The organism is Collimonas rhizosphaerae (genome assembly GCF_038896935.1).
In the GTDB taxonomy this organism is placed as follows: domain Bacteria; phylum Pseudomonadota; class Gammaproteobacteria; order Burkholderiales; family Burkholderiaceae_D; genus Collimonas; species Collimonas rhizosphaerae.
On sequence record NZ_JBANDC010000011.1, the window covers coordinates 1 to 19669 of the forward strand.

General features: G+C 62.5%; 15 protein-coding genes. 3 read left to right on the forward strand and 12 right to left on the reverse strand.

The genetic code is table 11. The features are described 5' to 3' along the window. Window positions 1-373: 373 nt before the first annotated feature. The 6 genes from V8G57_RS16150 to V8G57_RS16175 all read right to left on the reverse strand — a co-directional run bounded on the left by V8G57_RS16150 (window position 374) and on the right by V8G57_RS16175 (window position 6627). A complete protein-coding gene (locus tag V8G57_RS16150) occupies window positions 374-1225 on the reverse strand; it encodes an ABC transporter permease (RefSeq protein ID WP_092393168.1) in 852 nt (283 codons plus the stop codon). Between the two features lie 54 nt (window positions 1226-1279). Further along, a complete protein-coding gene (locus V8G57_RS16155; RefSeq protein WP_144738491.1) occupies window positions 1280-2089 on the reverse strand; it encodes an ATP-binding cassette domain-containing protein in 810 nt (269 codons plus the stop codon). 98 nt (window positions 2090-2187) lie between these two features. Then, the gene (locus V8G57_RS16160; protein ID WP_342830234.1) at window positions 2188-3225 is read right to left on the reverse strand and encodes an ABC transporter substrate-binding protein; all 1038 of its coding nucleotides are present in this window, start codon (window positions 3223-3225) and stop codon (window positions 2188-2190) included. 189 nt (window positions 3226-3414) lie between these two features. Continuing rightward, window positions 3415-4011, reverse strand: a complete 597-nt coding sequence (gene recR, locus V8G57_RS16165) for a recombination mediator RecR (protein ID WP_175500867.1) — start codon at window positions 4009-4011, stop codon at window positions 3415-3417. Between the two features lie 106 nt (window positions 4012-4117). Then, entirely contained in the window at window positions 4118-4438 is a 321-nt protein-coding gene (locus tag V8G57_RS16170) for a YbaB/EbfC family nucleoid-associated protein (protein WP_014006791.1), read from the reverse strand. Window positions 4439-4524: 86 nt separating this feature from the next. Then, window positions 4525-6627 carry a DNA polymerase III subunit gamma/tau gene (locus tag V8G57_RS16175; protein WP_342830235.1) on the reverse strand — a complete coding sequence of 701 codons (2103 nt, stop codon included), beginning with the start codon at window positions 6625-6627 and terminating at the stop codon, window positions 4525-4527. A 209-nt stretch (window positions 6628-6836) separates the two neighbouring features. Here V8G57_RS16175 and V8G57_RS16180 point away from each other — a divergent pair, with 209 nt between their 5' ends. Next, the gene (locus tag V8G57_RS16180; RefSeq protein ID WP_342830236.1) at window positions 6837-8483 is read left to right on the forward strand and encodes an isovaleryl-CoA dehydrogenase; all 1647 of its coding nucleotides are present in this window, start codon (window positions 6837-6839) and stop codon (window positions 8481-8483) included. 75 nt (window positions 8484-8558) lie between these two features. On the opposite strand, the gene V8G57_RS16185 is transcribed toward V8G57_RS16180, so the two are convergent. From V8G57_RS16185 to V8G57_RS16205, 5 genes are all read right to left on the reverse strand, one after another. Then, complete coding sequence (locus V8G57_RS16185) at window positions 8559-10994, reverse strand: penicillin-binding protein 1A (protein ID WP_342830237.1); 2436 nt, start codon at window positions 10992-10994, stop codon at window positions 8559-8561. Between the two features lie 62 nt (window positions 10995-11056). Beyond that, window positions 11057-11896: an alpha/beta fold hydrolase gene (locus tag V8G57_RS16190; RefSeq protein WP_342830238.1), complete on the reverse strand. Its 840-nt coding sequence runs from the start codon at window positions 11894-11896 to the stop codon at window positions 11057-11059. A 92-nt stretch (window positions 11897-11988) separates the two neighbouring features. Next, window positions 11989-13347: an amidase gene (locus V8G57_RS16195; protein WP_342830239.1), complete on the reverse strand. Its 1359-nt coding sequence runs from the start codon at window positions 13345-13347 to the stop codon at window positions 11989-11991. A 319-nt stretch (window positions 13348-13666) separates the two neighbouring features. Then, complete coding sequence (locus tag V8G57_RS16200; protein ID WP_342830240.1) at window positions 13667-16078, reverse strand: DNA internalization-related competence protein ComEC/Rec2; 2412 nt, start codon at window positions 16076-16078, stop codon at window positions 13667-13669. A gap of 22 nt (window positions 16079-16100) precedes the next feature. After that, a complete protein-coding gene (locus tag V8G57_RS16205) occupies window positions 16101-16904 on the reverse strand; it encodes a TatD family hydrolase (RefSeq protein ID WP_342830241.1) in 804 nt (267 codons plus the stop codon). A 150-nt stretch (window positions 16905-17054) separates the two neighbouring features. Here V8G57_RS16205 and V8G57_RS16210 point away from each other — a divergent pair, with 150 nt between their 5' ends. Both V8G57_RS16210 and V8G57_RS16215 read left to right on the forward strand, forming a co-directional pair. Further along, window positions 17055-18044: a flavin reductase gene (locus V8G57_RS16210; protein ID WP_342830242.1), complete on the forward strand. Its 990-nt coding sequence runs from the start codon at window positions 17055-17057 to the stop codon at window positions 18042-18044. Between the two features lie 69 nt (window positions 18045-18113). Continuing rightward, a complete protein-coding gene (locus V8G57_RS16215) occupies window positions 18114-19064 on the forward strand; it encodes a LysR family transcriptional regulator (RefSeq protein ID WP_342830243.1) in 951 nt (316 codons plus the stop codon). 337 nt (window positions 19065-19401) lie between these two features. Here V8G57_RS16215 and V8G57_RS16220 read toward each other — a convergent pair whose 3' ends face one another. Further along, window positions 19402-19659 carry a PAAR domain-containing protein gene (locus V8G57_RS16220; RefSeq protein WP_342830244.1) on the reverse strand — a complete coding sequence of 86 codons (258 nt, stop codon included), beginning with the start codon at window positions 19657-19659 and terminating at the stop codon, window positions 19402-19404. Between the last annotated feature and the right edge of the window lie 10 nt (window positions 19660-19669).

Consider the following 19669-nt stretch of genomic DNA (forward strand, 5'->3'; position numbering starts at 1 on the left):
TTTGCTTTCATGGGTTCCTCTCGAGGACATATTGTCCCCTATTTGAGATGTCCATCAAAGCCGGGCTACCTCAGAGTCAACTTTCGCAGCGCTTCATCGCGAAACTTGACTCTGACCCCTCATGACGGATTCGGAGAAAGACAGAGCGCAAAGCACGGTTTTGTTTTTTTAGCGATGCGACAGGTGCTCCGTGGCCCGCTAATTGAGGTCAGAGTGAACTTTCTGCAAAAGGCGCGCAGAAAGTTCACTCTGACCCCAATTAGCTGCGTTTGTTGATCGCGCAGAAAAACCGGGCAAGGGCATTGTCATGTTTTATGAAACTCTCAATAGCAGGCCCGGTCTTGCCATGGCGCAAGACGCGCTGCGGCAGTCTTTACAAGCGCTCTGTTTCGCCGCTCTTCGGCTGCCATTTCATCAGGCGTTTTTCGATCATCCCCACCACGGTGTCGAGCACCAGAGCAAACGCCGTCAGCACCAGGATGCCGGCAAACACGGTGTTGATGTCAAAGCTGCCCTCGGCCTGCAGGATCAGGTAGCCGACGCCGCGCGCCGAACCGAGGTATTCGCCGACAATGACGCCGACGAAAGCCAGGCCGACCGAAGTGTGCAGGCTGGAAAATACCCAGGAAGTCGCCGACGGCAGGTACACCGTACGCAGCAGCTGGCGCTGGTTGGCGCCCAGCATGCGGGCGTTCGCCAGCACCACCGGGCTGACTTCCTTCACACCCTGGTAGACGTTGAAAAACACGATGAAAAACACCAGCGTCACCGCCAGCGCCACCTTGGACCAGATGCCGAGCCCGAACCACATGGCAAAAATCGGCGCCAGGATCACGCGCGGCATGGCGTTCGAGGCCTTGATGTAGGGATCGAGGATAGCCGAGGTCAACGGCGACAAGGCCAGCCACAGGCCGACGCCGAGGCCGAACACCGTGCCGATGCCGAACGCCAGCATGGTTTCGGTCAGCGTCACCAGCAGGTGCGAATAAATCTCCGCCGGGAAAACCAGGGTGAACCAGGTATGGTCGCCGAAACCGACTTCCACCGAACCGCTGCCGACCGTAAACCATTGCCAGATGCGCAGCAGCACCTTGAGCGGCTCGCCAAAGAAAAACGCGGTCTGCGGATTGCGCGTGGCCAGATGCCAGATGCAGAAAAATATCAGCAGCACCAGCACTTGATAGACGCGCAGATTTTTATAATTGGGCTTGATGGCTTTCCACATGATCCTGTTTTATCCCTGTTTTCCTGGTTCCACGAATTGCTTGCCGGCTTGCTGCTAGGCGACTTTCTTCTGTTGCTGGTAACCCTTCAGCACCTCATCCCGCAGCACGCTCCAGATCTGCTGGTGCAATTCGACAAAGCGCGGTTCGTTGCGGATTTCCGCCACGTCGCGCGGCCGCGGCAGGTCGATCACGAATTCGCCTATCGGATGGGTGCCGGGCCCGGCCGACAGCACCACTACCCGGTCCGACATGGCGATCGCCTCGTCCAGGTCGTGGGTAATGAACAGCACCGCCTTGCGCTTGGCGCTCCACAGTTCCAGCACTTCGTTTTCCATCAATTGCCGGGTCTGAATATCCAGCGCTGAAAACGGCTCATCCATCAGGATGATGTCGGGATCGAGGATCAAGGTCTGCGCCAGCGCCACGCGCTTGCGCATGCCGCCCGACAGCTGGTGCGGATAGCGGTCGCCGAAGCCTTGCAGGCCGACCCGCGCCAGCCATTCCTCGCCCAGCTGGCGCGCCCTGGCTTCATCGGTTTCGCGGTACTGCAGGCCGGCGATGACGTTTTGCAGCGCGCTGCGCCACGGCATCAGCGCTTCCGCCTGGAACATGTAGCCGGCGCGGCGGTTGATGCCGAGCAGCGGCTCGCCAAACACCCGGACGGTGCCGGACGAGGGCTGCAGCAACCCGGCGCCGACGTTGAGCAGGGTCGATTTGCCGCAGCCGGTAGGGCCCACCACGGACACGAATTCGCCCGGCGCGATCGACAAGCTGGTGTCCGCTACCGCGGTGTAGCGCTGGGAACGGTCATCCTTGGAGATGAAAGTGCAACTGACGTTATCGAGAAAGAGGGCTGGAGTCATGGGAGTATGGATGGGCTTGTGACGGCTGCAGCCTCGGCGCCGGACTGGAAAATCAAGGACAGCGCGCGCAAGGCGACCCATGCGCGCCGTCCCGCCGATTATTTGTACTTGGCGTTGGCCTTCTTTACAAACTCGTTGGTATAAGTTTGCGACAGGTCGATATTCTTGCCGGCCAGGTCAGGATCGAATGCCTGCAAGGTGCGCAGCGCGACTTGCGGGCCGGCCTCAGGGATGGTGCCGTCCGGCGAAATCGCCTCGCGCACTTTCGTGAAGGCTTCGATGTACAGCGCACGGTCGCCCAGCTGGTAGCTTTCCGGCACCGTCTTGACGATGTCCGACGGCCCGGCTTTCTGCAGCCATTTCAGCGCGCGCACCATAGCGTTGGTCAGGGCTTGCGTGGTGTTCGGATATTTCTTGATGAAGTCGGCCGAGGCGTACAGCGTCGCGGCCGGCATCGGGCCGCCGAACACGGCGTTGGTGTCTTTCAGGGTGCGGGTGTCGGCAATGATCCTGATCTCGTTATTCTGCTGCATCATGGTGATCAGCGGATCGAGGTTGGCGATCACGTCGATGGAGCCGGAACGCAGCGCCGACAAGGCGCCGGCCGAAGCGCCGACGCCGATATAGGAAACATCGGTCGGTTTCAGGCCGCCCTTGGCCAGCACGAAATTGGACATCATGCTGGTCGAGGAACCCGGCGCGGTGACGCCGATCTTCTTGCCCTTCAGGTCGGCGATCGACTTGTAGTTAGGCATGGTCTTGTTGGACACGCCCATGACGATTTGCGGCGCCCTGCCCTGCAACACGAAGGCGACGATATGCTGGTTCTTGGCCTGCATGCTGATGGTGTGCTCGAATGCGCCGGAAACCACGTCGGCGCTACCGCCGACCAGCGCCTGCAAAGCCTTGGCGCCGCCGGCGAAATCGGAAATCGTGACGTCCAGTCCTTCATCCTTGAAATAACCGAGCTGCTCGGCGATCGTCAGCGGCAGGTAATAAAACAGGTTCTTTCCGCCCACCGCGATCGCCACCTTGGTTTTCTCGGGGGTCTGCGCAAACAGTTTGCCATTGAAAGAAAAGTACCCCGCCAAGAACAGGCAAAGGGCGATGCCGAACTGCTTCCAGCTGAATTTCATATTGTCTCCTCGTATATCCAGGGTTATTTCACTGCTGTTTGTGTGCAATGGTTGTTTTCTTTGCCGTCTTGGCGCGGCTGTCTCGAAACTGGTTACGTCTTCTACGAGCTATGATAACGATGATAATACTGCCCGAGCGGAATTAATTCGGACTACTGCTATGTTTTTTTGGCATGGCGCTCCGGTCTGTCAGGTCGCACGCCGGTCCAGCATGGCGCGCGCGATGGTGCCGGCGTCGACATACTCCAGCTCGCCGCCCACCGGCACGCCGCGCGCCAGGCGGCTGACCTGCAGGCCGCGCGCTTTCATGGTTTCGCTGATGTAGTGGGCGGTGGCCTCGCCTTCGTTGGTGAAATTGGTGGCCAGCACCACTTCGGTGACGACGCCGTCGGTAGCGCGGCTGATCAGTTTCTCCAGCTGGATGTCTTTCGGACCGATGCCATCCAGCGGCGACAAGCGCCCCATCAGGACAAAATACAGCCCCTTGAAAGTCAGGGTCTGCTCGATCATCAGCTGGTCGGTCGGCGTTTCCACCACGCACAGCAAGGCTGGATCGCGCTCGGGATCGAGGCAGGTTTCGCACACCTCGTTCTCGGTAAAGGTATTGCACAGCGCGCAATGGTGGATCTGCTCGACCGCCTGGGTCAGCGCCCGTCCCAGCAGCGCTGCGCCGTCGCGGTCGTGCTGCAGCAAGTGGTAAGCCATGCGCTGAGCCGACTTCGGACCGACGCCGGGCAGATGACGCAAGGCTTCGGTGAGCAAGGCAAGACTGGAAGGAATTTTCACAGAATGGTGTTATTAAGTTTCATTACCTACGTTTCATTACCTGCGAAACACTGCACGAACCTTGAACCGTGCAGCGCTTATGAATCCGGTCAACCTCAGCGGTTGGTCAGAATGGCAGCTTGAAGCCGGCTGGCATGCCGGCGGTCAGGCCCGACATCTTTTCAGCCGACAGCGCTTCAGCCTTGCGCACGGCATCGTTGAAAGCGGCGGCTACCAGGTCTTCCAGCATGTCCTTGTCGTCAGCCAGCAGCGAAGCGTCGATCGCCACGCGCTTGACCGCGTTCTTGCAAGTCATCACGACTTTCACCAGGCCCGCGCCCGACTCGCCTTCGACTTCGATCAAGGCCAGTTGGTCTTGCATCTTCTTCATGTTGTCCTGCATTGCCTGGGCTTGTTTCATCAGCCCTGCCAGTTGGCCCTTCATCATGGTGCTTCTCCTATAAAAACAGATTATTTAACCGGTGTTTCAAATGGCGCCCGGCGTCATGCCGGCGCGCCCTGCTGCTTGCCGTTTCAACCCAGGGGCTTGACCGATCCCGGTACGATGGAAGCGCCGAATTCGCGCACCATGCTCTGGATGAAGGGATCGTTTTTTGCGGTCTGCTCCGCCAGGCGCTGCCGTTCGGCCTGCGCCGCCATGGCCTGCGCATTGGCCGTATGGCGGACCTGGCCAAGCTCCGTTTCCACCTTGACCGGCCGGCCGAAATGTTCAGCCAGCGCAGCCTCCAACTTATCAACACTGCCGGCCGAACGCAAGGTATCGAACGGAATCCGCAGATAAAACTGGGCCGCCGCACCGCTGCTGTCGGACTTGATCAGTTCGCTCTGCTGCGCCAACTGATGCGCTACGCCGCGCACCGCCAGGGTAGCGGCCAGCAACGGCCAGTTGCCGTCCCAGTTCAGGTTCGGATCGGGTTGCAGCACCAGCGGCGGCAGCGGTTCCGCCGGAGCGGCCGGTTGCGGCGCCACGGCTTCGGGGCGCGCAGCCTGGCGGCCGTTGCCCGCTACGCCGTTGGCGGGAGATGGCCGCTGCGGAGCGGATGGTGCGTACGATTCAGTTTTTTTTTCAGCCGCCGAACTGGAAAATTCGGTATCCGGCAAATCCATGGGCAACGGGATCTCTTCTTCCCAAGGCGGCACCGACGAATTTTGCGGAACGTAGATCGGCGCTGCCGGTTTGGCGTCCGCTACGGCCGCCACGGCCGGCTGGCTGACCTGCGCCGCAGGTGACTGGCTAGGTTGCGGCCGCACCGGCGCGCCGCCTTTGCGGGAAGACGCAGCGCGCGCTGCTTCCAACGCCGCCCTGGCCGGGCTCATGGCGCCGCTGCCGGCGGGAGGCGTTGCCGGCGCGCTGGTGCTGAGCGCGGGCGGAGCGCTGCTCAAGCGCGCTGCGGCCGGCGCCGCCTGGGCTGGCGGCGGCGCTGGCCTCGATACAGGCGCCGCTGCTGCCGGTGCAACGCTGGCCTGCGGCCGCGGGCGGCTGGCCGGCGGCGGCGGCGTCACGGTGCTGCCGTCGGCTTGCGGGCGGAAGGCCAGCATGCGCAGCAGCGTCATCGAGAAACCGGCGTATTCGTCCGGCGCCAGGCCCAGTTCATTGCGGCCGTGCACGGCGATCTGGTAGAACAGCTGTACTTCTTCGGCATCGAACAAGGCCGACAGGCGGATCACTTCTTCCCGTTCCGGCAAATCCTCGGCCAGGGCCGCGGGAACGCTTTGCGCCAGCGCGACCCGATGCAGCAACGTGCCCAGGTCCTGCAGCGCCGCGCTATATGACAAGCTGCGGCTGGCCATGTCGTCGGCCACCGCCAGCAAGCCGGGGCCGTCCTTCAGCGCCAGCGCATCCAGCACGCGGATCAGGTAGGACTGGTCAAGCGCCCCCAGCATGCCCTGCACCGCTTCCAGCGTCACCTTGCCGGCGGCATAGGCGATCGCCTGGTCGGTCAGCGACAGCGCATCGCGCATCGAACCGTGGGCGCCCTGCGCCAGCAGGCGCAAGGCCGGGGTTTCGAATTCGATCTGTTCCTGGCCCAGGATATTGTCGAGGTGGCTGATGATATGGCCGGGCGGCATCTGTTTCAGGTTGAACTGCAGGCAGCGCGACAGCACCGTTACCGGGATTTTCTGCGGATCGGTGGTGGCCAGGATGAACTTGACATGTTCGGGCGGCTCTTCCAGCGTCTTCAGCATCGAGTTGAAGGCGTGGTTGGTCAGCATGTGCACTTCGTCGATCATGTAGACCTTGAAGCGCGCATTGGACGGCGCATACACAGCCTGTTCCAGCAGCTGCGCCATTTCGTCGACGCCGCGGTTCGAGGCCGCATCCATTTCGATATAGTCGACAAAACGCCCGGCGTCGATCGCCACGCAAGCTTCGCACACGCCGCACGGCGTCGCGGTGATGCCGCCGTTGCCGTCGGCGCCGATGCAATTGAGCGATTTCGCCAGGATCCGCGACAAAGTGGTCTTGCCGACGCCGCGGGTGCCGGTGAACAGATAGGCGTGGTGCAGGCGCTGTTGCTCCAAAGCGTGCGTCAAGGCCCTTACGACGTGTTCCTGGCCGACCAGCGTATCGAAGCTTCTGGGGCGATATTTACGGGCGAGAACTTGGTAGGACATAGGCAGCGGATAGGGGCGGCAGGTTGTGAAATACAAACAGCATTTTACCTGACAGACGAAGCCCGCACAGTTTTTAAACTCGGCGCCATTCCAGCGCATGGCAAGCCGATTGAAGACAGCCTCTAGATAATTGCTCGACAACACCTTCCAGAGAGCCGAGACAAGGGGTAAAGTCAGACCAGAAGCCCCATAAAACCAGGAGACCGCTCATGCAAGGGCAAACCCACGAAGTCACCAACCAGGCGCCTGAACTGGTTGGCAACAACCTGTACCTGGACGATACGATCCTGCAGGCCGGCGTGCAGCGCCTGCACGGGCAATGGCATGCCGACCAGCTGGCGCGCTACGGCGCCGAACTCGGCAGCAAGGAAAGCTGGCAGCTGGCCGAACTGGCCAACCGCCACCAGCCGGAACTGAATACCTTCGACCGCCTCGGCAACCGCATCGACGCCGTCGAATTCCATCCGGCCTGGCATGCCTTGCTAGGCATGCTGCGCCGCGAAGGCTTGCACGCCCTGCCCTGGATCAAGCCGCAAGGCGGCAGCCACGTGGCGCGGGCCGCCGGTTATTTCCTGCATGCCCAGCTGGAAGCCGGATCGCTCTGCCCGACCACCATGACGTTCGCCTCGATCCCGGTCCTGCAGCAGGAACCGGCCCTGTTTGCCGCCCTGCAGGCAAAACTGTTGTCGTGCGAACATGACAGCCGCGACCTGGCGCTGGAGCACAAGAATTCCATCCTGGTCGGCATGGGCATGACGGAAAAACAAGGCGGCTCCGACGTCCGCAGCAACACCACCACCGCCATCCCGCTGGAAGGCGGCGGCGGACGCGGCGCCGGTTACCAGCTGACCGGCCACAAATGGTTTTTTTCGGCGCCCATGTGCGACGCCCATATGGTGCTGGCGCGCACAGAGATGGGCCTGAGCTGCTTTTTTGTGCCGCGCTGGCGACCCGACGGCAGCAAGAACCCGGTGCAGATACAGCGCCTGAAAGACAAGCTCGGCAACCGCTCCAACTCCAGCAGCGAGGTGGAGTTCCGGGAAGCCTTCGGCATCATGGTCGGCGACGAAGGCCGCGGCATCCCGACCATCATCGAAATGGCCAACCACACCCGCCTCGACTGCGTCATCGGTTCCGCCGGCCTGATGCGCCAGGCGCTGGTGCAGGCGCTGCACCACGCGCGCCACCGCAGCGCTTTCGGCCGCCGCCTGGCGGAGCAGCCGTTGATGCAAAACGTGCTGTCCGACCTGGCTCTGGAAAGCGAGGCGGCGACGCTGCTGATGCTGCAGCTGGCGAGCGCTTTCGAACAGCCCGACGATCCGCTGCAGCGCGCCTGGCGCCGCATCGTCACGCCCGCCGCCAAATTCTGGATCTGCAAGCGGGCGCTGGAATTCACCGGCGAATGCATGGAAGTCTGGGGCGGCAACGGCTACGTTGAAACCGGTCCGATGGCGCGCTTTTACCGGGAAGCGCCGGTCAATTCGATCTGGGAAGGTTCAGGCAACGTGATGTGCCTGGACGTGCTGCGCGCGATCGAACGCGAGCCGGCCGGTTTCGGCTTGCTGCTGGCGCAGCTGGCCGAAACGGCGCGCGAACACCCCGGCTTGCGCAACATGCTGGACGAACTGCAAAAGGACCTGGCGACCCCGGCCGAGCAGCGCGAAATGCTGGGACGCCGCTTCGTGCAGCGCCTGGTGCTGACGGTCCAGGGCGCACTGATGCTGCAGCACGCGCCGGCCATCATCGCCGAAGCCTTCATCGCCAGCCGCGGCGAGGCGATGGGCGGACGTGTTTACGGGACCTTGGCAGCGCCGCACCTGCAGCAGCAGATTCTGCAGCGGACCTGGCTGCAGTAGGCGCCGTCCGCAAAAGAAAAACCGCCAATGCCCTTGCCGGGCATTGACGGTTTTTTTTCGGCCGCCGCTAAGCGGTCAATGGCCGCCGAACAGCTTCAGGATATTCTGCTTCTCGTCTTCCTGCGGATTGGTTTGCGGCGCAGGGGCAGGCAAAGGCGTCCCATCGGGGCCGATTTCGACCGGCGCTCCGCTCGCGCCGGCGCCCAGCCCCAGCGAAGCGATGAAGCCGTTGCCCGGCGTGAAATTGTCGAAATAAAACTCATTGTTGATGGTGGTGACGCCGGCCGGCACAGGCATCTGGTATTCAGGTACGCCACGCAGGGCGCGGCCCATGTATTCGGTCCAGATCGGCAGCGCCAGCTGCGCGCCGAATTCGCGGCTGCCCAGGCTCTTCGGCTGGTCGTAGCCCATCCAGGCCACCGCCACCAGGCTGTTCTGGTAACCGGCGAACCAGCCGTCGAAGGCATCGTTGGTAGTACCGGTCTTGCCGGCCAGGTCGCTGCGGCGCAGTATGTTGGTGCCGGCGCCGGTGCCGCGCTGCGCCACCGATTGCAGCAGGCTGGTCATGATGTAGCTGTTGCGCGCATCGAGCACGCGCGTGGCGTTCTGGCCTGCCACCTGCGGTTCGACCTTGGTCAATACGGCGCCGCGTGAATCGGTCACCTGCGAAATCAGGTAGGGATTGACACGGTAGCCGCCGTTCGCCAGTACTGCATAGGCGCCGACCAGCTGCAGCGGCGTCACCTGCCCGGCGCCCAGGGCCAAAGGCAGGTAAGGCGGGGTCTTGTCGAGATCGAAACCGAAATGGCTGGTGACGAATTCCTGCGCGTACTTGACGCCGATCGCATCCAGCAGGCGGATCGACACCAGGTTCTTTGAGCGCTGCAAGGCGGTGCGCAGCGGCATCGGGCCGTCAGGCTGGTCGTCGTCCTTCGGCTCCCACGGTCCCTGGCCAGGCGCGCCGGGGAAAGACACCGGTGCGTCGTTGATGATGGAGGCCGGTCCGAAACCCTTTTCCAGCGCAGCCGAGTAGATGAACGGCTTGAAGGTCGAACCAGGCTGGCGCCATGCTTGGGTGACGTGGTTGAATTTGTTCTGGTTGAAATCGAAACCGCCGACCAGCGAACGGATGGCGCCGGTTTGCGGCGTCAGCGACACCATGGTGGCCTCGACTTGCGGCAGCTGCGTGATCTGCCAGCCTTTGGCGGTATTGATGACGCGGATCACCGAGCCCTTCTGGATCTTCAGGTTCTTGCCGGCTTTCGTACTCAACGCCGAAGCGGCAAGACGCAAGCCCTCGCCGCTGATGGTGACCACGGTATCGTTGCGCAGCATCGCCTGCACCTGCTTGGGATCGGCGCTCAGCACCACGGCGGGCAGGATGTCATCATTGTCGGGCTTGTCCTGCAGCGCGTCTTCGATCGCCTGGTCGCGCTCATCGCCGCCGGCCGGCAGCTCGATGGCGGCTTCCGGTCCGCGGTAGCCGTGGCGGCGGTCGTAATCCATCACGCCTTTGCGTACCGCGTCATAGGCTGCCTGCTGGTCGGCGGCGTTGAGGGTGGTAATTACGCTCAGGCCGCGGGTATACGTGTCTTCCTTGAATTGTGCGTACAGCATCTGGCGCACCATTTCGATGGCGTACTCGGCATGCACGCTGTAGTTGTTGCCCTTGGTCTTGACCTGGATATCTTCCGCCAGCGCCTGGTCGTACTGTTCCTTGGTGATGAATTCCAGGTCGCGCATGCGTTTCAGGATGTATTCCTGGCGGATCCTGGCGCGCTTCGGATTCACCACCGGGTTGTAGGCGGAAGGCGCTTTCGGCAGGCCGGCCAGCATCGCCGCCTGCGCCAGCGTGATGTCCTTCAGGTCCTTGCCGAAATAGGTGCGCGCAGCGGCGGCGAAACCAAATGAGCGCTGGCCCAGGTAGATCTGGTTCATGTAAACCTCAAGGATCTGGTCCTTGCTCAGCGCTGTCTCGATCTTGTAGGCCAGCAGGATTTCATAGATCTTGCGCGAGTAGGTTTTTTCGCTGGACAGGAAAACATTGCGCGCGACCTGCATGGTGATGGTGCTGGCGCCTTGCGAAGCGCCGCCATGCAAGATGTCGGCCACGCCTGCGCGCAGGATGCCGATGACGTCTATGCCGCCGTGCTGGTAGAAGCGCGCGTCTTCAATCGCCAGCACCGCATTCTTCATGTCGGCCGGGATGTCGTCCAGCTTGACCAGGCTGCGCCGTTCTTCGCCGAACTCGCCGATCAGGACGTGGTCGGCGGTGTAGATGCGCAACGGCACTTTGGGCCGGTAGTCGGTGATTGCGTCCAGCGCCGGCAGCTGCGGCGTCATGACCACCAGCGCATATGTCACCAGCAACCCGGCAATCACCACCCCCGCCAGCACCAGGCCGCCGATGGTGAGCAGCAGCGCATGGGCCACGCTGCCCTTGCCGTTTTTCCCGGCCGGGCTGGAGCGGGACTTGTTTGTGTCTTGCTGGGTTTTCTTTGTTGATGACATAGCAATATTCGATGGAAATAGCCCTGTATCCTACAACATGCCGGGGAGCGGACCTCGAATGGCTACGAATTGTTACGAATCGACGGCCCGGGATCCCGCTGCCCCAACAGGGACTGGATCATCTGACGCGTGGTGGCCGCCGCCAGCTCCGGCGTTTCCATCGGGAACAGGTGGCCGCCGGGGATTTGCCTGAAATATTTGCCGACCAGGCGTTTGGTGGCGTCCAGCCCGGCCTGCCGGCATTCGACCGAATCGACGCCGCCGACAAAACCGATAGGCACCGGGAAACCGTGTTTCAGCACATTGCCCATGTCGTGCGGCAGAGTGCGGTAAACGGCGGTTTCGATATCGCGCCGGAAACGCAGGACCACATTGCCCTGCTCCTCTTCCAGTCCGTAGGTGATGTAGTCGCGCAGCACTTCGGGCGCCCAGTTGGCGAACACCTGCTTGCCGGCGAAATGCTGGTAGGCGGCTTCCGCGCTCGGCCACAGGTTGCGCCGCTTGACGGAAAACCGGGCTTGCGACACCCGCTTGTCCAGCCCCAGCGCCTTGGCGCCGCGCAGCAGGCTGGCGCGCCAGCCGACCACCACCGGCGTATCCAGCATCACCACGCAGCTGACCAGGTCCGGCCGCTGTTGCGCCGCCAGCAGGGCCAGGCCGCCGCCCATCGAGTGGCCGACCAGGATCACCGGCTGTTCGTAACGCGCCGCCAGCTCGTCGATCAGTTCCTGCACCAGCGCCGGCCAGCCGTCGGTGACCGGGTATTTGGGATTATGGGCGTGGATGTCGAGCGAACGGACATCGTAGTCGTACCCCAGGAAGTCAAGGAACTGGCGGTAAGTCCCTGCCGGAAAACTGTTGCCGTGGATGAAATGCAAAATCGGACGAATAGCGTCAGTCATAGATAAGACAAAAAAACCTGTTGCGATGGGGTCTCATTTAAAACCGAAAGCAGCCGTGCGCCAAAGGGAATATTAGAGCCGGCGCTCAGGAGTCAGCTGCGGCGCGGCGCGACAACCGCCTCTATCGAGCGTCCTACCGCGAGAATGCGGTGGTCCGTATTCTGGATGCCCGCAATCATGAGGCCGACCGGCGCGTCTCCCGCCTGGTGGCATGGCACCGAGAGCGCGCAGCCATCGAACAGGTTGACCACCGACGGGTTGCGCAGCATCCGTCCGTTGATGCGGTAGTAACTTTCATCGTCTTTCAGCACATCGGCGATCGGCGGCGCGATGTCGGGAGTGGTCGGCATCAGCATCGCGTCATAGCCTGCCGCGGCCTGGTTGATCGAGCGGATGAAGTCGCGCCGGAGCGCCAGCAGTTGCACATAGTCGGGCGCACTGATGGCCTCCCCGGTCTTGATGCGCGCCAGTACCCGCGGATCGTATTTGTCCGCGCCGTCTTTGATATATTTCCGGTGCCAGGCATACGCCTCGGACGCGGTGATCATGCCGCGCGGGTTGATGTTCGGAGCCTGCGCAAATTCGGCCATCGGCAATTCAACGATGGTCGCTCCTGCCGCCGACAGCCGCTCCAGAGCGCTCGAGAACGCGCGCGCCACAGGCTCGGACAAATCGTTCTGGAAGAAAGTCTTGGGCACCGCAAAACGCAATCCGCGCAGTGGCGGCGCATCCGGCGCGCGCACGGTTTCCGCGGCAAGCACAGCATCAAGCAATGCACAGTCCGCGACGCTCCAGGCGATCGGACCGGCGGAATCTAAAGAGGTCGACAGCGGCATCACGCCGTCGAGCGGCACGCGGCGTTGCGTCGGCTTGAAGCCGACCAGGCCGTTAAGCGCCGCCGGGATGCGCAGCGAGCCGCCGGTATCGGTGCCGATAGCGCCGGCAGCCATGCCGTCGGCTACCGAAATGCCGCCGCCCGATGTCGAGCCGCCGGGGATGCGGCCGGTGGCGCGGTCGTATACGTTTTTCGGTGTGCCGTAGTGCGGATTGATGCCAAGGCCTGTATAGGCAAATTCGACCGTATTGGTCCGTCCGATGATGACCGCGCCAGCCTTGCGCAGCCTTGCCACGACAACCGAATCGCGGAGCGCGGCGGGCTGGCCGACCAGGACCGTGGAGCCTCCCAAGGTAGTCTGGCCCGCTTCGTCGAACAGGTCCTTGATCGAAATCGGGATGCCTGCGATCGGCGAGGCAATCACTCCCTTGCGGCGTTGGGCGTCGATCTCGGCAGCAACCGCGCGCGCCTGTTCGGCATACACCGTCATGAAAGCGCGCGCGCCTTCACCTTGTGGATCGCCGATGGCGGCAAGCGCTTCTTCCACCAGCTGGCGGCTGCTCAGCGAGCCGGCCGCCAGCCGATGCGACATTTCCACCATGGATAATTTCCCCATGGAAATTCCACCGGTAGTCCGCGCAAACACCTGTGGCGCTACCGTACCGAGTCCTGCAAGGGCTGCATACCCACCGGCCTTCTGTAAGAAATTGCGGCGCTGATTGTCCATTTGTCTCCCCTTTTTAAATTTATTGAACGAGATGCGAAGATTCTCGTCTTTGATTATCAAGCACATGCTGTGCCATCCCGGCATAACACGGTAAGCACATGAAAAATAGCGTTTTTCCATGGCTTGGCAAACCGAGGCACGGATCGAAACGGATGGAAATCCGCACACGATCGGGGCGGTTGTCTGGAAAAAGTGACGGCGCGCCGGGTTAACGGCCGTACCAATAGCGGCGGTGCTGCTCACGATAGGTATCGGCAATCACGGTCTCGCCGAATTTCAGCATGATTGCGCCGTCGGCATCATTACGCAAGACGGCGATGCCCAGGTCCTGGTAGCGCTCCAGCACCTGCTGTTTCGGATGACGGAAACGGTTGCGGTAGCCGACCTGGAACAAGGCGATTTGCGGTTCGACCTCCGCCAGGAACGCGGCTGTCGATGACGTGCCGCTGCCATGGTGGGGCGCCAGCAGCACCGTCGATTTCAGCTGCCCCGCGTGGCTGGCGGCCAACTGCTTTTCCTGGGCTGCTTCGATATCGCCCGGCAGCAGGATGGCATGTTTTCCGTGGCTGATCTTGAGGACGCAGCTGAGCGTATTCGCCTTGGTTTTTGCTACCTTCGCCGGCGCCGGATAATGCTCCAGGTCCGGGTACAGCATTTCGAAGCTGGCGCCGCCCCATTGCCACGCCTGGCCGCTGTGGCAGCGCTGGTGAACGGTTGCCGCCCTGGCGATCGGATGATCTTGCGCCAGCGACGAATATACCGTGCCCACCTTGATGCTGCCCATGAGCGACAATGCGCCGCCGGAATGGTCATTGTCGGCATGCGACACCAGCAGCGCATCCAGCGCCGCGATGCCGCGCGCCCTCAGGTAAGGCACGACGACGCGGCTGCCGGCATTCGATGCAGGTGAATAATACGGACCGCTGTCGTACAGCAGGCGATGTTCGGCAGTCTCCACCAGTACCGCCATGCCCTGGCCGACATCGAGCGCAGTGACCCACATTTCCCCCGGACCGGGACGGCTGCCCTGGTCCAGCAGCAGCGGCAGCCAGCCGCTCAGCGCCAGCCAGCGCAGCGGCCAGCCGCGCGGCGCCAGCAGCCACAGGGTCGCCAGCAGCGCCAGCACAAAAGTCCATGCCTGCGGCAACGGCGCCTGCCATACCGCGAACGGCAAACCGCTCAACCAGTCCAGGAAGACCGCCAGCAGTTCTACCAGCGCATGCGCGCCGCGCCACAGCCAGGTCGACAGCGGCGCCGGCAGCACGCTGGCGACCAGGGTCAGCGGCGTCACGGCCAGTCCGACCAGCGGAATCGCCAGCGCATTGGCAAGCGGACCGATCAGCGAGACACGGCCGAACAGCAAGGCCGTCAGCGGCAGCAAACCGATGGTCACCGCATATTGGGTAGAGCCGGCAGCCTTCAAACCGTGCCGGCAACGCGCCAGCAGCGATTGTCCCTGGACCGCAACCGCCACGCTGCGGCCGACGCTGGCGTAGAGGATCACGCCGACCGCGCAGAAGGACAGCCAGAATCCCGGCCACAGCAGCGCCCAGGGATCGGCCAGCAAGACCATCGCCAGCGCCGCGCACAACACATGCGACACGCTGGCGATGCGTCCGCTCCATAAAGCCAGCGCGGTCACCAGCAGCATGTACAGGGTGCGCTGCGCGGGTATGCCGAAGCCGGCCAGCGCGACGTAGCACAGGGCCGCCAGCGCGCCGCCCAACGCTGCCGCTTTTTGCGCCGGCAGCAACAGCGGCAAGGCCGCGCCGGTGAAAAAGGAACGACGCCACAGCGCTGAAACAATGACGGCGAACATGCCGGCAATCATCGTGATGTGGAGGCCGGAAATGGCGACCAGGTGGCTGACGCCGGTGCGGTTGAAGACTTCCCAGTCGGACTGCTCGATGGCGCGCTGGTCGCCCACCGCCAGCGCCACCAGCACACCGGCGTAGCGGTGCTCGGGCAAGGCTTGCAGGATCCGTTCACGCAAACGGCTGCGCAGTACTTCAACCAGGTTGCCCGGGCTGAACACGAATGCCTGCAGCTGCCGGTTCTGTTGCCCGGAACGGACGTAGCCGGTGGCGCGCAGGTTGCGCTCCAGCAGCCACGCTTCATAGTCGAAACCGAGCGGATTAGCGTTGCCGTGCGGACGTTTCAGGCGCACGCTCAACTGCCAGCGCGCGCCCGCCTGGAGCCGGACCTCTTCGCCGTTTTCCTCTTGATGCCAGCCCAGCGCCAGGCGCTGCGGAACGAGCGGCGCTTCGCCGTCCTGGTCCAGCACTTTTTCAACGGCAAAAGTAAAACGGACGCCGCTCTCGGAATAGGAAGGCAAGCTGTCGACCGTACCGATCACGGTGATATCGCGCCCTTCCCATGCCGGCGTCAGCTCATGCCTTAAATAATATTGCGCGAACAGCCCGGCCCAGGCAAAACCGAACAGCATGCCGGCCAGCAGGTTCGCAGCCGATCCAAGATAGGGATTGCGGGTTTTGCGGGCAGCCGCAGCCGGCAACCATGCCGACACCACCAAGCAACATAGCAGCCAGACCGCAAGCAATGCCGCCTGGGTTTGCAAAAAACCAACACCGAGGACAAGGCCAACCACGGCGCTGCGCATGCCCGCCGCGCCGTGGCGCTACTTAAGCCAGCGCTGCCAGGCGCGGCAAGGCGGCGCGGGCATTGGCGGCGGTTGCCTGCGCCAGGTCAGGCAGCGCCATGCCGCGCAACTCGGCCAGCACGGCGCCGATGCGCGGGATCTGCTGCGGCTGGTTCGGTTGCGGGTGCAGCCAGGCCGGCGACATGTCGGGCGCGTCGGTCTCCAGCACCAGCGCCGCCAGCGGCAGCTGGACCGCCAGCCGGCGGATCTGCAGCGCGCGCGTAAACGTCATGGCGCCGCCGAAACCGAGCCGGAAGCCGAGCCCGATGAAGGCTTCGGCTTGCTGGAAACTGCCGTTGAATGCATGGGCAATGCCGCCCTGCACCTTGATCCGGCGCAGGTGCTTGAGCAGGATGTCTTGCGAGCGCCGCACATGAAGCAATACCGGCAAGTCGAAATCGCGCGCCATCTTCAATTGCTCGACGTAGAAATGCTCCTGCTTTTCGCGCAAGGGGCCGCTGTCCATGCCGGGCACAAAAAAATCGAGGCCGATTTCACCTATCGCCACAAAACGCGGATCGGCCATTGCTGCAGCGATCGCCGTGCGCAGTGCCTGCAGGTCTGCCTCCTCGGCCTGCGGCACGTACAGCGGATGGATGCCCAGCGCATAGGTGCAATTGGGCAGCTGCGCGGCCAGCGTCGCCACCGTGGCGAAGTTGGCGCGCTCCACTGCCGGGATCACGATCCAATCGACGCCCTGCTGCGCCGCCGCTGTCGCGGCTTGCACCTGCGCCTGTTCCCCGCCGAATTCAGCGGCGTCCAGATGGCAATGGGTGTCTATCCACATCGGCAGGTCTTTTCAAAAGGAATTGATAGATTGCCATCCTAGCATGGGCTGACTTTGGCCAATATAAGCAACGGGATAAACAATCCCCCTCGCTCCGAGCCAGAGCCTGATAACATGATGCCAAAAAGTATTTGTCAGAAAGCAATGTAGATGTCCAAACCGTCCACCCCGTTCGACCAGCGCGAGTTCCGCAACGCGCTGGGAACCTTCACCACCGGCGTTACCATCATTACCGCTTGCCAGGCCGACGGCAAGCTGGTCGGCGTGACCGCCAACAGTTTCAACTCGGTCTCGCTCGATCCGCCGCTGGTGCTGTGGAGCTTGTCCAAGTCGTCCAACAGCCTGGCGGCTTTCGAAGCCGCCGAATACTGGGCAGTGCACATCCTCTCGCACGACCAGGACCAGCTGGCCACCCATTTCAGCAAACGCGCGCACGACAAATTCGCCGGCCTCGACCTGGAAACCGGCATGGGCGGCGCGCCGCTGCTGGACGGCTGCACCACCCGCATGCAATGCAAGACCGCCTACCGCTACGACGGCGGCGACCACATCATCATGGTCGGCGAAGTCATGCACTTCGAACATTCCGACATCGCGCCGCTGGTATACCAGCGCGGCAATTACGCCGTCGCCACCCGCAAGGAACTGGCCGATGAAGCCGAAGCGCTGATCAAGGCCACCGCCGCCTCCGACAGCTTCGACGAGAATTCGATGAGCTACCTGCTCGGCAGCGCCTATTTCCACCTGTATGGAAAACTGCGCGAATTCGGCGCCCTGCAGGGCTTGAACGACGCCGAGTTTTTTGTGCTGAATACGCTGGCGGCGCGCAACGGCCGCAGCCTGGCGGAACTGAACCGCCTGTTCGTCTATGCCGGCCACACGCCGCTGATCAATGTGCTGGACGACATGACTGCGCGCGGCCTGCTGCAAGTCGTGGTGGACCAGGGCGAACGCACCGAGCGCGGACTGTTTTACCTGACCGCCATGGGCCAGGCCCTGGCGCAAGAAATCGCCAATGCCGGCAAGCAAACCGAACTGGCGTTGCTGGGCAACCTGGGCGCGGTCGACACCATCGCCCTGCGCACGCTGCTGCGGCGTTTCATCTCGCTGACCGACGACGGCAAGCTGCCGGGCGAATAAGCCGCCCGCCGACAAGGCCATGCCAATGCGCTACACTGGAATCTCACCGATGGATTGCCGACAGCACCGATGAACATCCGCTTCCTCGAAACCTTCGTCTGGCTGGCGAAATTGAAGAACTTCCGGCTGACGGCGGAAAAACTGCACACCACCCAGGCCGCGGTATCAAGCCGCATCGCCACGCTGGAGCAGGATTTCGGCGTGCGCCTGTTCGACCGCGGCGCGCGCGAGGTGGCCTTGACCACCGACGGCAGCAAGGCGCTGGTGTATGCCGAGCGCATCGTCAAGCTGATGCGTGAAATGAAGGACGACATGTCGGCGCGCGACAACTATTCCGGCGTGCTGCGCATAGGCGTGATCGAATCGATCGTGCACAGCTGGTTCCCGGACCTGATCGGCCGCATCCACAAGCTGTTTCCGCAGCTGGAAATCGAAATCGCCAGCGACACCACCATCCACCTGCGCGAACAGTTCAGCAAGGGCGACCTCGACCTGGTGCTGCAGGCGGAACCGGTGATCGCGCCGAATATCCGCAATCTCAAGCTGTGCGAACTGCCGATGCGCTGGGTCGGCAGCAGCAAGCTGGAAATCGGCAGCGAAACGCTGAGCCTGTCGGACCTGGCGGCTTTCCCGCTGGTCAGCTTTGCCCGCAACTCGGGACCGCACACCATCATCGAACAACTGTTTTCCAACAGCGAACGCGGTTCGCTGCACATCAATTGCATCACCTCGGTGGCGACCATGATACGGCTGGTCAGCGATGGTTTCGGCGTCGCCGTGGTGCCGCCTGCGATCATCCAGCGCGAACTCAACGACGGCAGCCTGCAGCTGCTGCGGGTGGATGCCGATTTTCCGGCTTTGCTGCTGATGGCTTCGTTCCGCAACGATCCGGAAAATGCACTGACTGAAACCATTGCCAGCATCGCCCAGGAAACCGCTTCCGAATTCGCACTGAACTGGGGGCCGGAGATCGCCCGGCTGCCTTCAGAACCGCTGGAACTACCCTTCGCGGCAATCTGAGAAATTGCCGCAGCGGCGCCTGTTGAGCGCTTCATAAAACATGACAACGCCCTTGCCCTGTTTTCCTGTGCGATCAACAAACGCAGCTAACTGGGGTCAGAGTGAACTTTCTGCGCGCCTTTTGCAGAAACTTCACTCTGACCCCAATTAGCGGGCCACGGAGCACATGCCGCATCGTTAAAAAAATAGAACAAAACCGCGCTGTGCGCCCTGCCTTTCTCCGAATCCGTCATGTGGGGTCAGAGTCAAGTTTCGCGATGAAGCACTGCGAAAGTTGACTCTGACCCCAGATGACTCTTGCCGTGGCGATGCCATGAATGATGAAACCCTCAATAGTTCAGAGAGATGAAATCAGCCGCGCGCCACAGGCCGTTTCATCCGTGTCGTATGCCAGCCACTTCCCGTTATGCCGCCTTCCGCTGCCTCTCGCGAAAATCTCGAACTCGCCTTGGCACCGTGGGCAGTACGTCATGCACCCCTCTCCCGCCACAGGAATGCCCTGTGCGTTGAAACCCGCGAAAGCGCTGGTCACTTCGCCGCCGTGGCTGGTTTTGTCGCGGAGGCGGATGAAGCCTTGGCCTTGAGAATTTTTCATGGAATCTCCT

Coding starts and splice junctions, on each gene's coding strand:
- V8G57_RS16150 (WP_092393168.1), bottom strand. CDS start 1,225: ATGTGGAAAGCCATCAAGCCCAATTATAAAAATCTGCGCGTCTATCAA.
- V8G57_RS16155 (WP_144738491.1), bottom strand. CDS start 2,089: ATGACTCCAGCCCTCTTTCTCGATAACGTCAGTTGCACTTTCATCTCC.
- V8G57_RS16160 (WP_342830234.1), bottom strand. CDS start 3,225: ATGAAATTCAGCTGGAAGCAGTTCGGCATCGCCCTTTGCCTGTTCTTG.
- V8G57_RS16170 (WP_014006791.1), bottom strand. CDS start 4,438: ATGATGAAGGGCCAACTGGCAGGGCTGATGAAACAAGCCCAGGCAATG.
- V8G57_RS16175 (WP_342830235.1), bottom strand. CDS start 6,627: ATGTCCTACCAAGTTCTCGCCCGTAAATATCGCCCCAGAAGCTTCGAT.
- V8G57_RS16180 (WP_342830236.1), top strand. CDS start 6,837: ATGCAAGGGCAAACCCACGAAGTCACCAACCAGGCGCCTGAACTGGTT.
- V8G57_RS16185 (WP_342830237.1), bottom strand. CDS start 10,994: ATGTCATCAACAAAGAAAACCCAGCAAGACACAAACAAGTCCCGCTCC.
- V8G57_RS16190 (WP_342830238.1), bottom strand. CDS start 11,896: ATGACTGACGCTATTCGTCCGATTTTGCATTTCATCCACGGCAACAGT.
- V8G57_RS16195 (WP_342830239.1), bottom strand. CDS start 13,347: ATGGGGAAATTATCCATGGTGGAAATGTCGCATCGGCTGGCGGCCGGC.
- V8G57_RS16200 (WP_342830240.1), bottom strand. CDS start 16,078: ATGCGCAGCGCCGTGGTTGGCCTTGTCCTCGGTGTTGGTTTTTTGCAA.
- V8G57_RS16205 (WP_342830241.1), bottom strand. CDS start 16,904: ATGTGGATAGACACCCATTGCCATCTGGACGCCGCTGAATTCGGCGGG.
- V8G57_RS16210 (WP_342830242.1), top strand. CDS start 17,055: ATGTCCAAACCGTCCACCCCGTTCGACCAGCGCGAGTTCCGCAACGCG.
- V8G57_RS16215 (WP_342830243.1), top strand. CDS start 18,114: ATGAACATCCGCTTCCTCGAAACCTTCGTCTGGCTGGCGAAATTGAAG.
- V8G57_RS16220 (WP_342830244.1), bottom strand. CDS start 19,659: ATGAAAAATTCTCAAGGCCAAGGCTTCATCCGCCTCCGCGACAAAACC.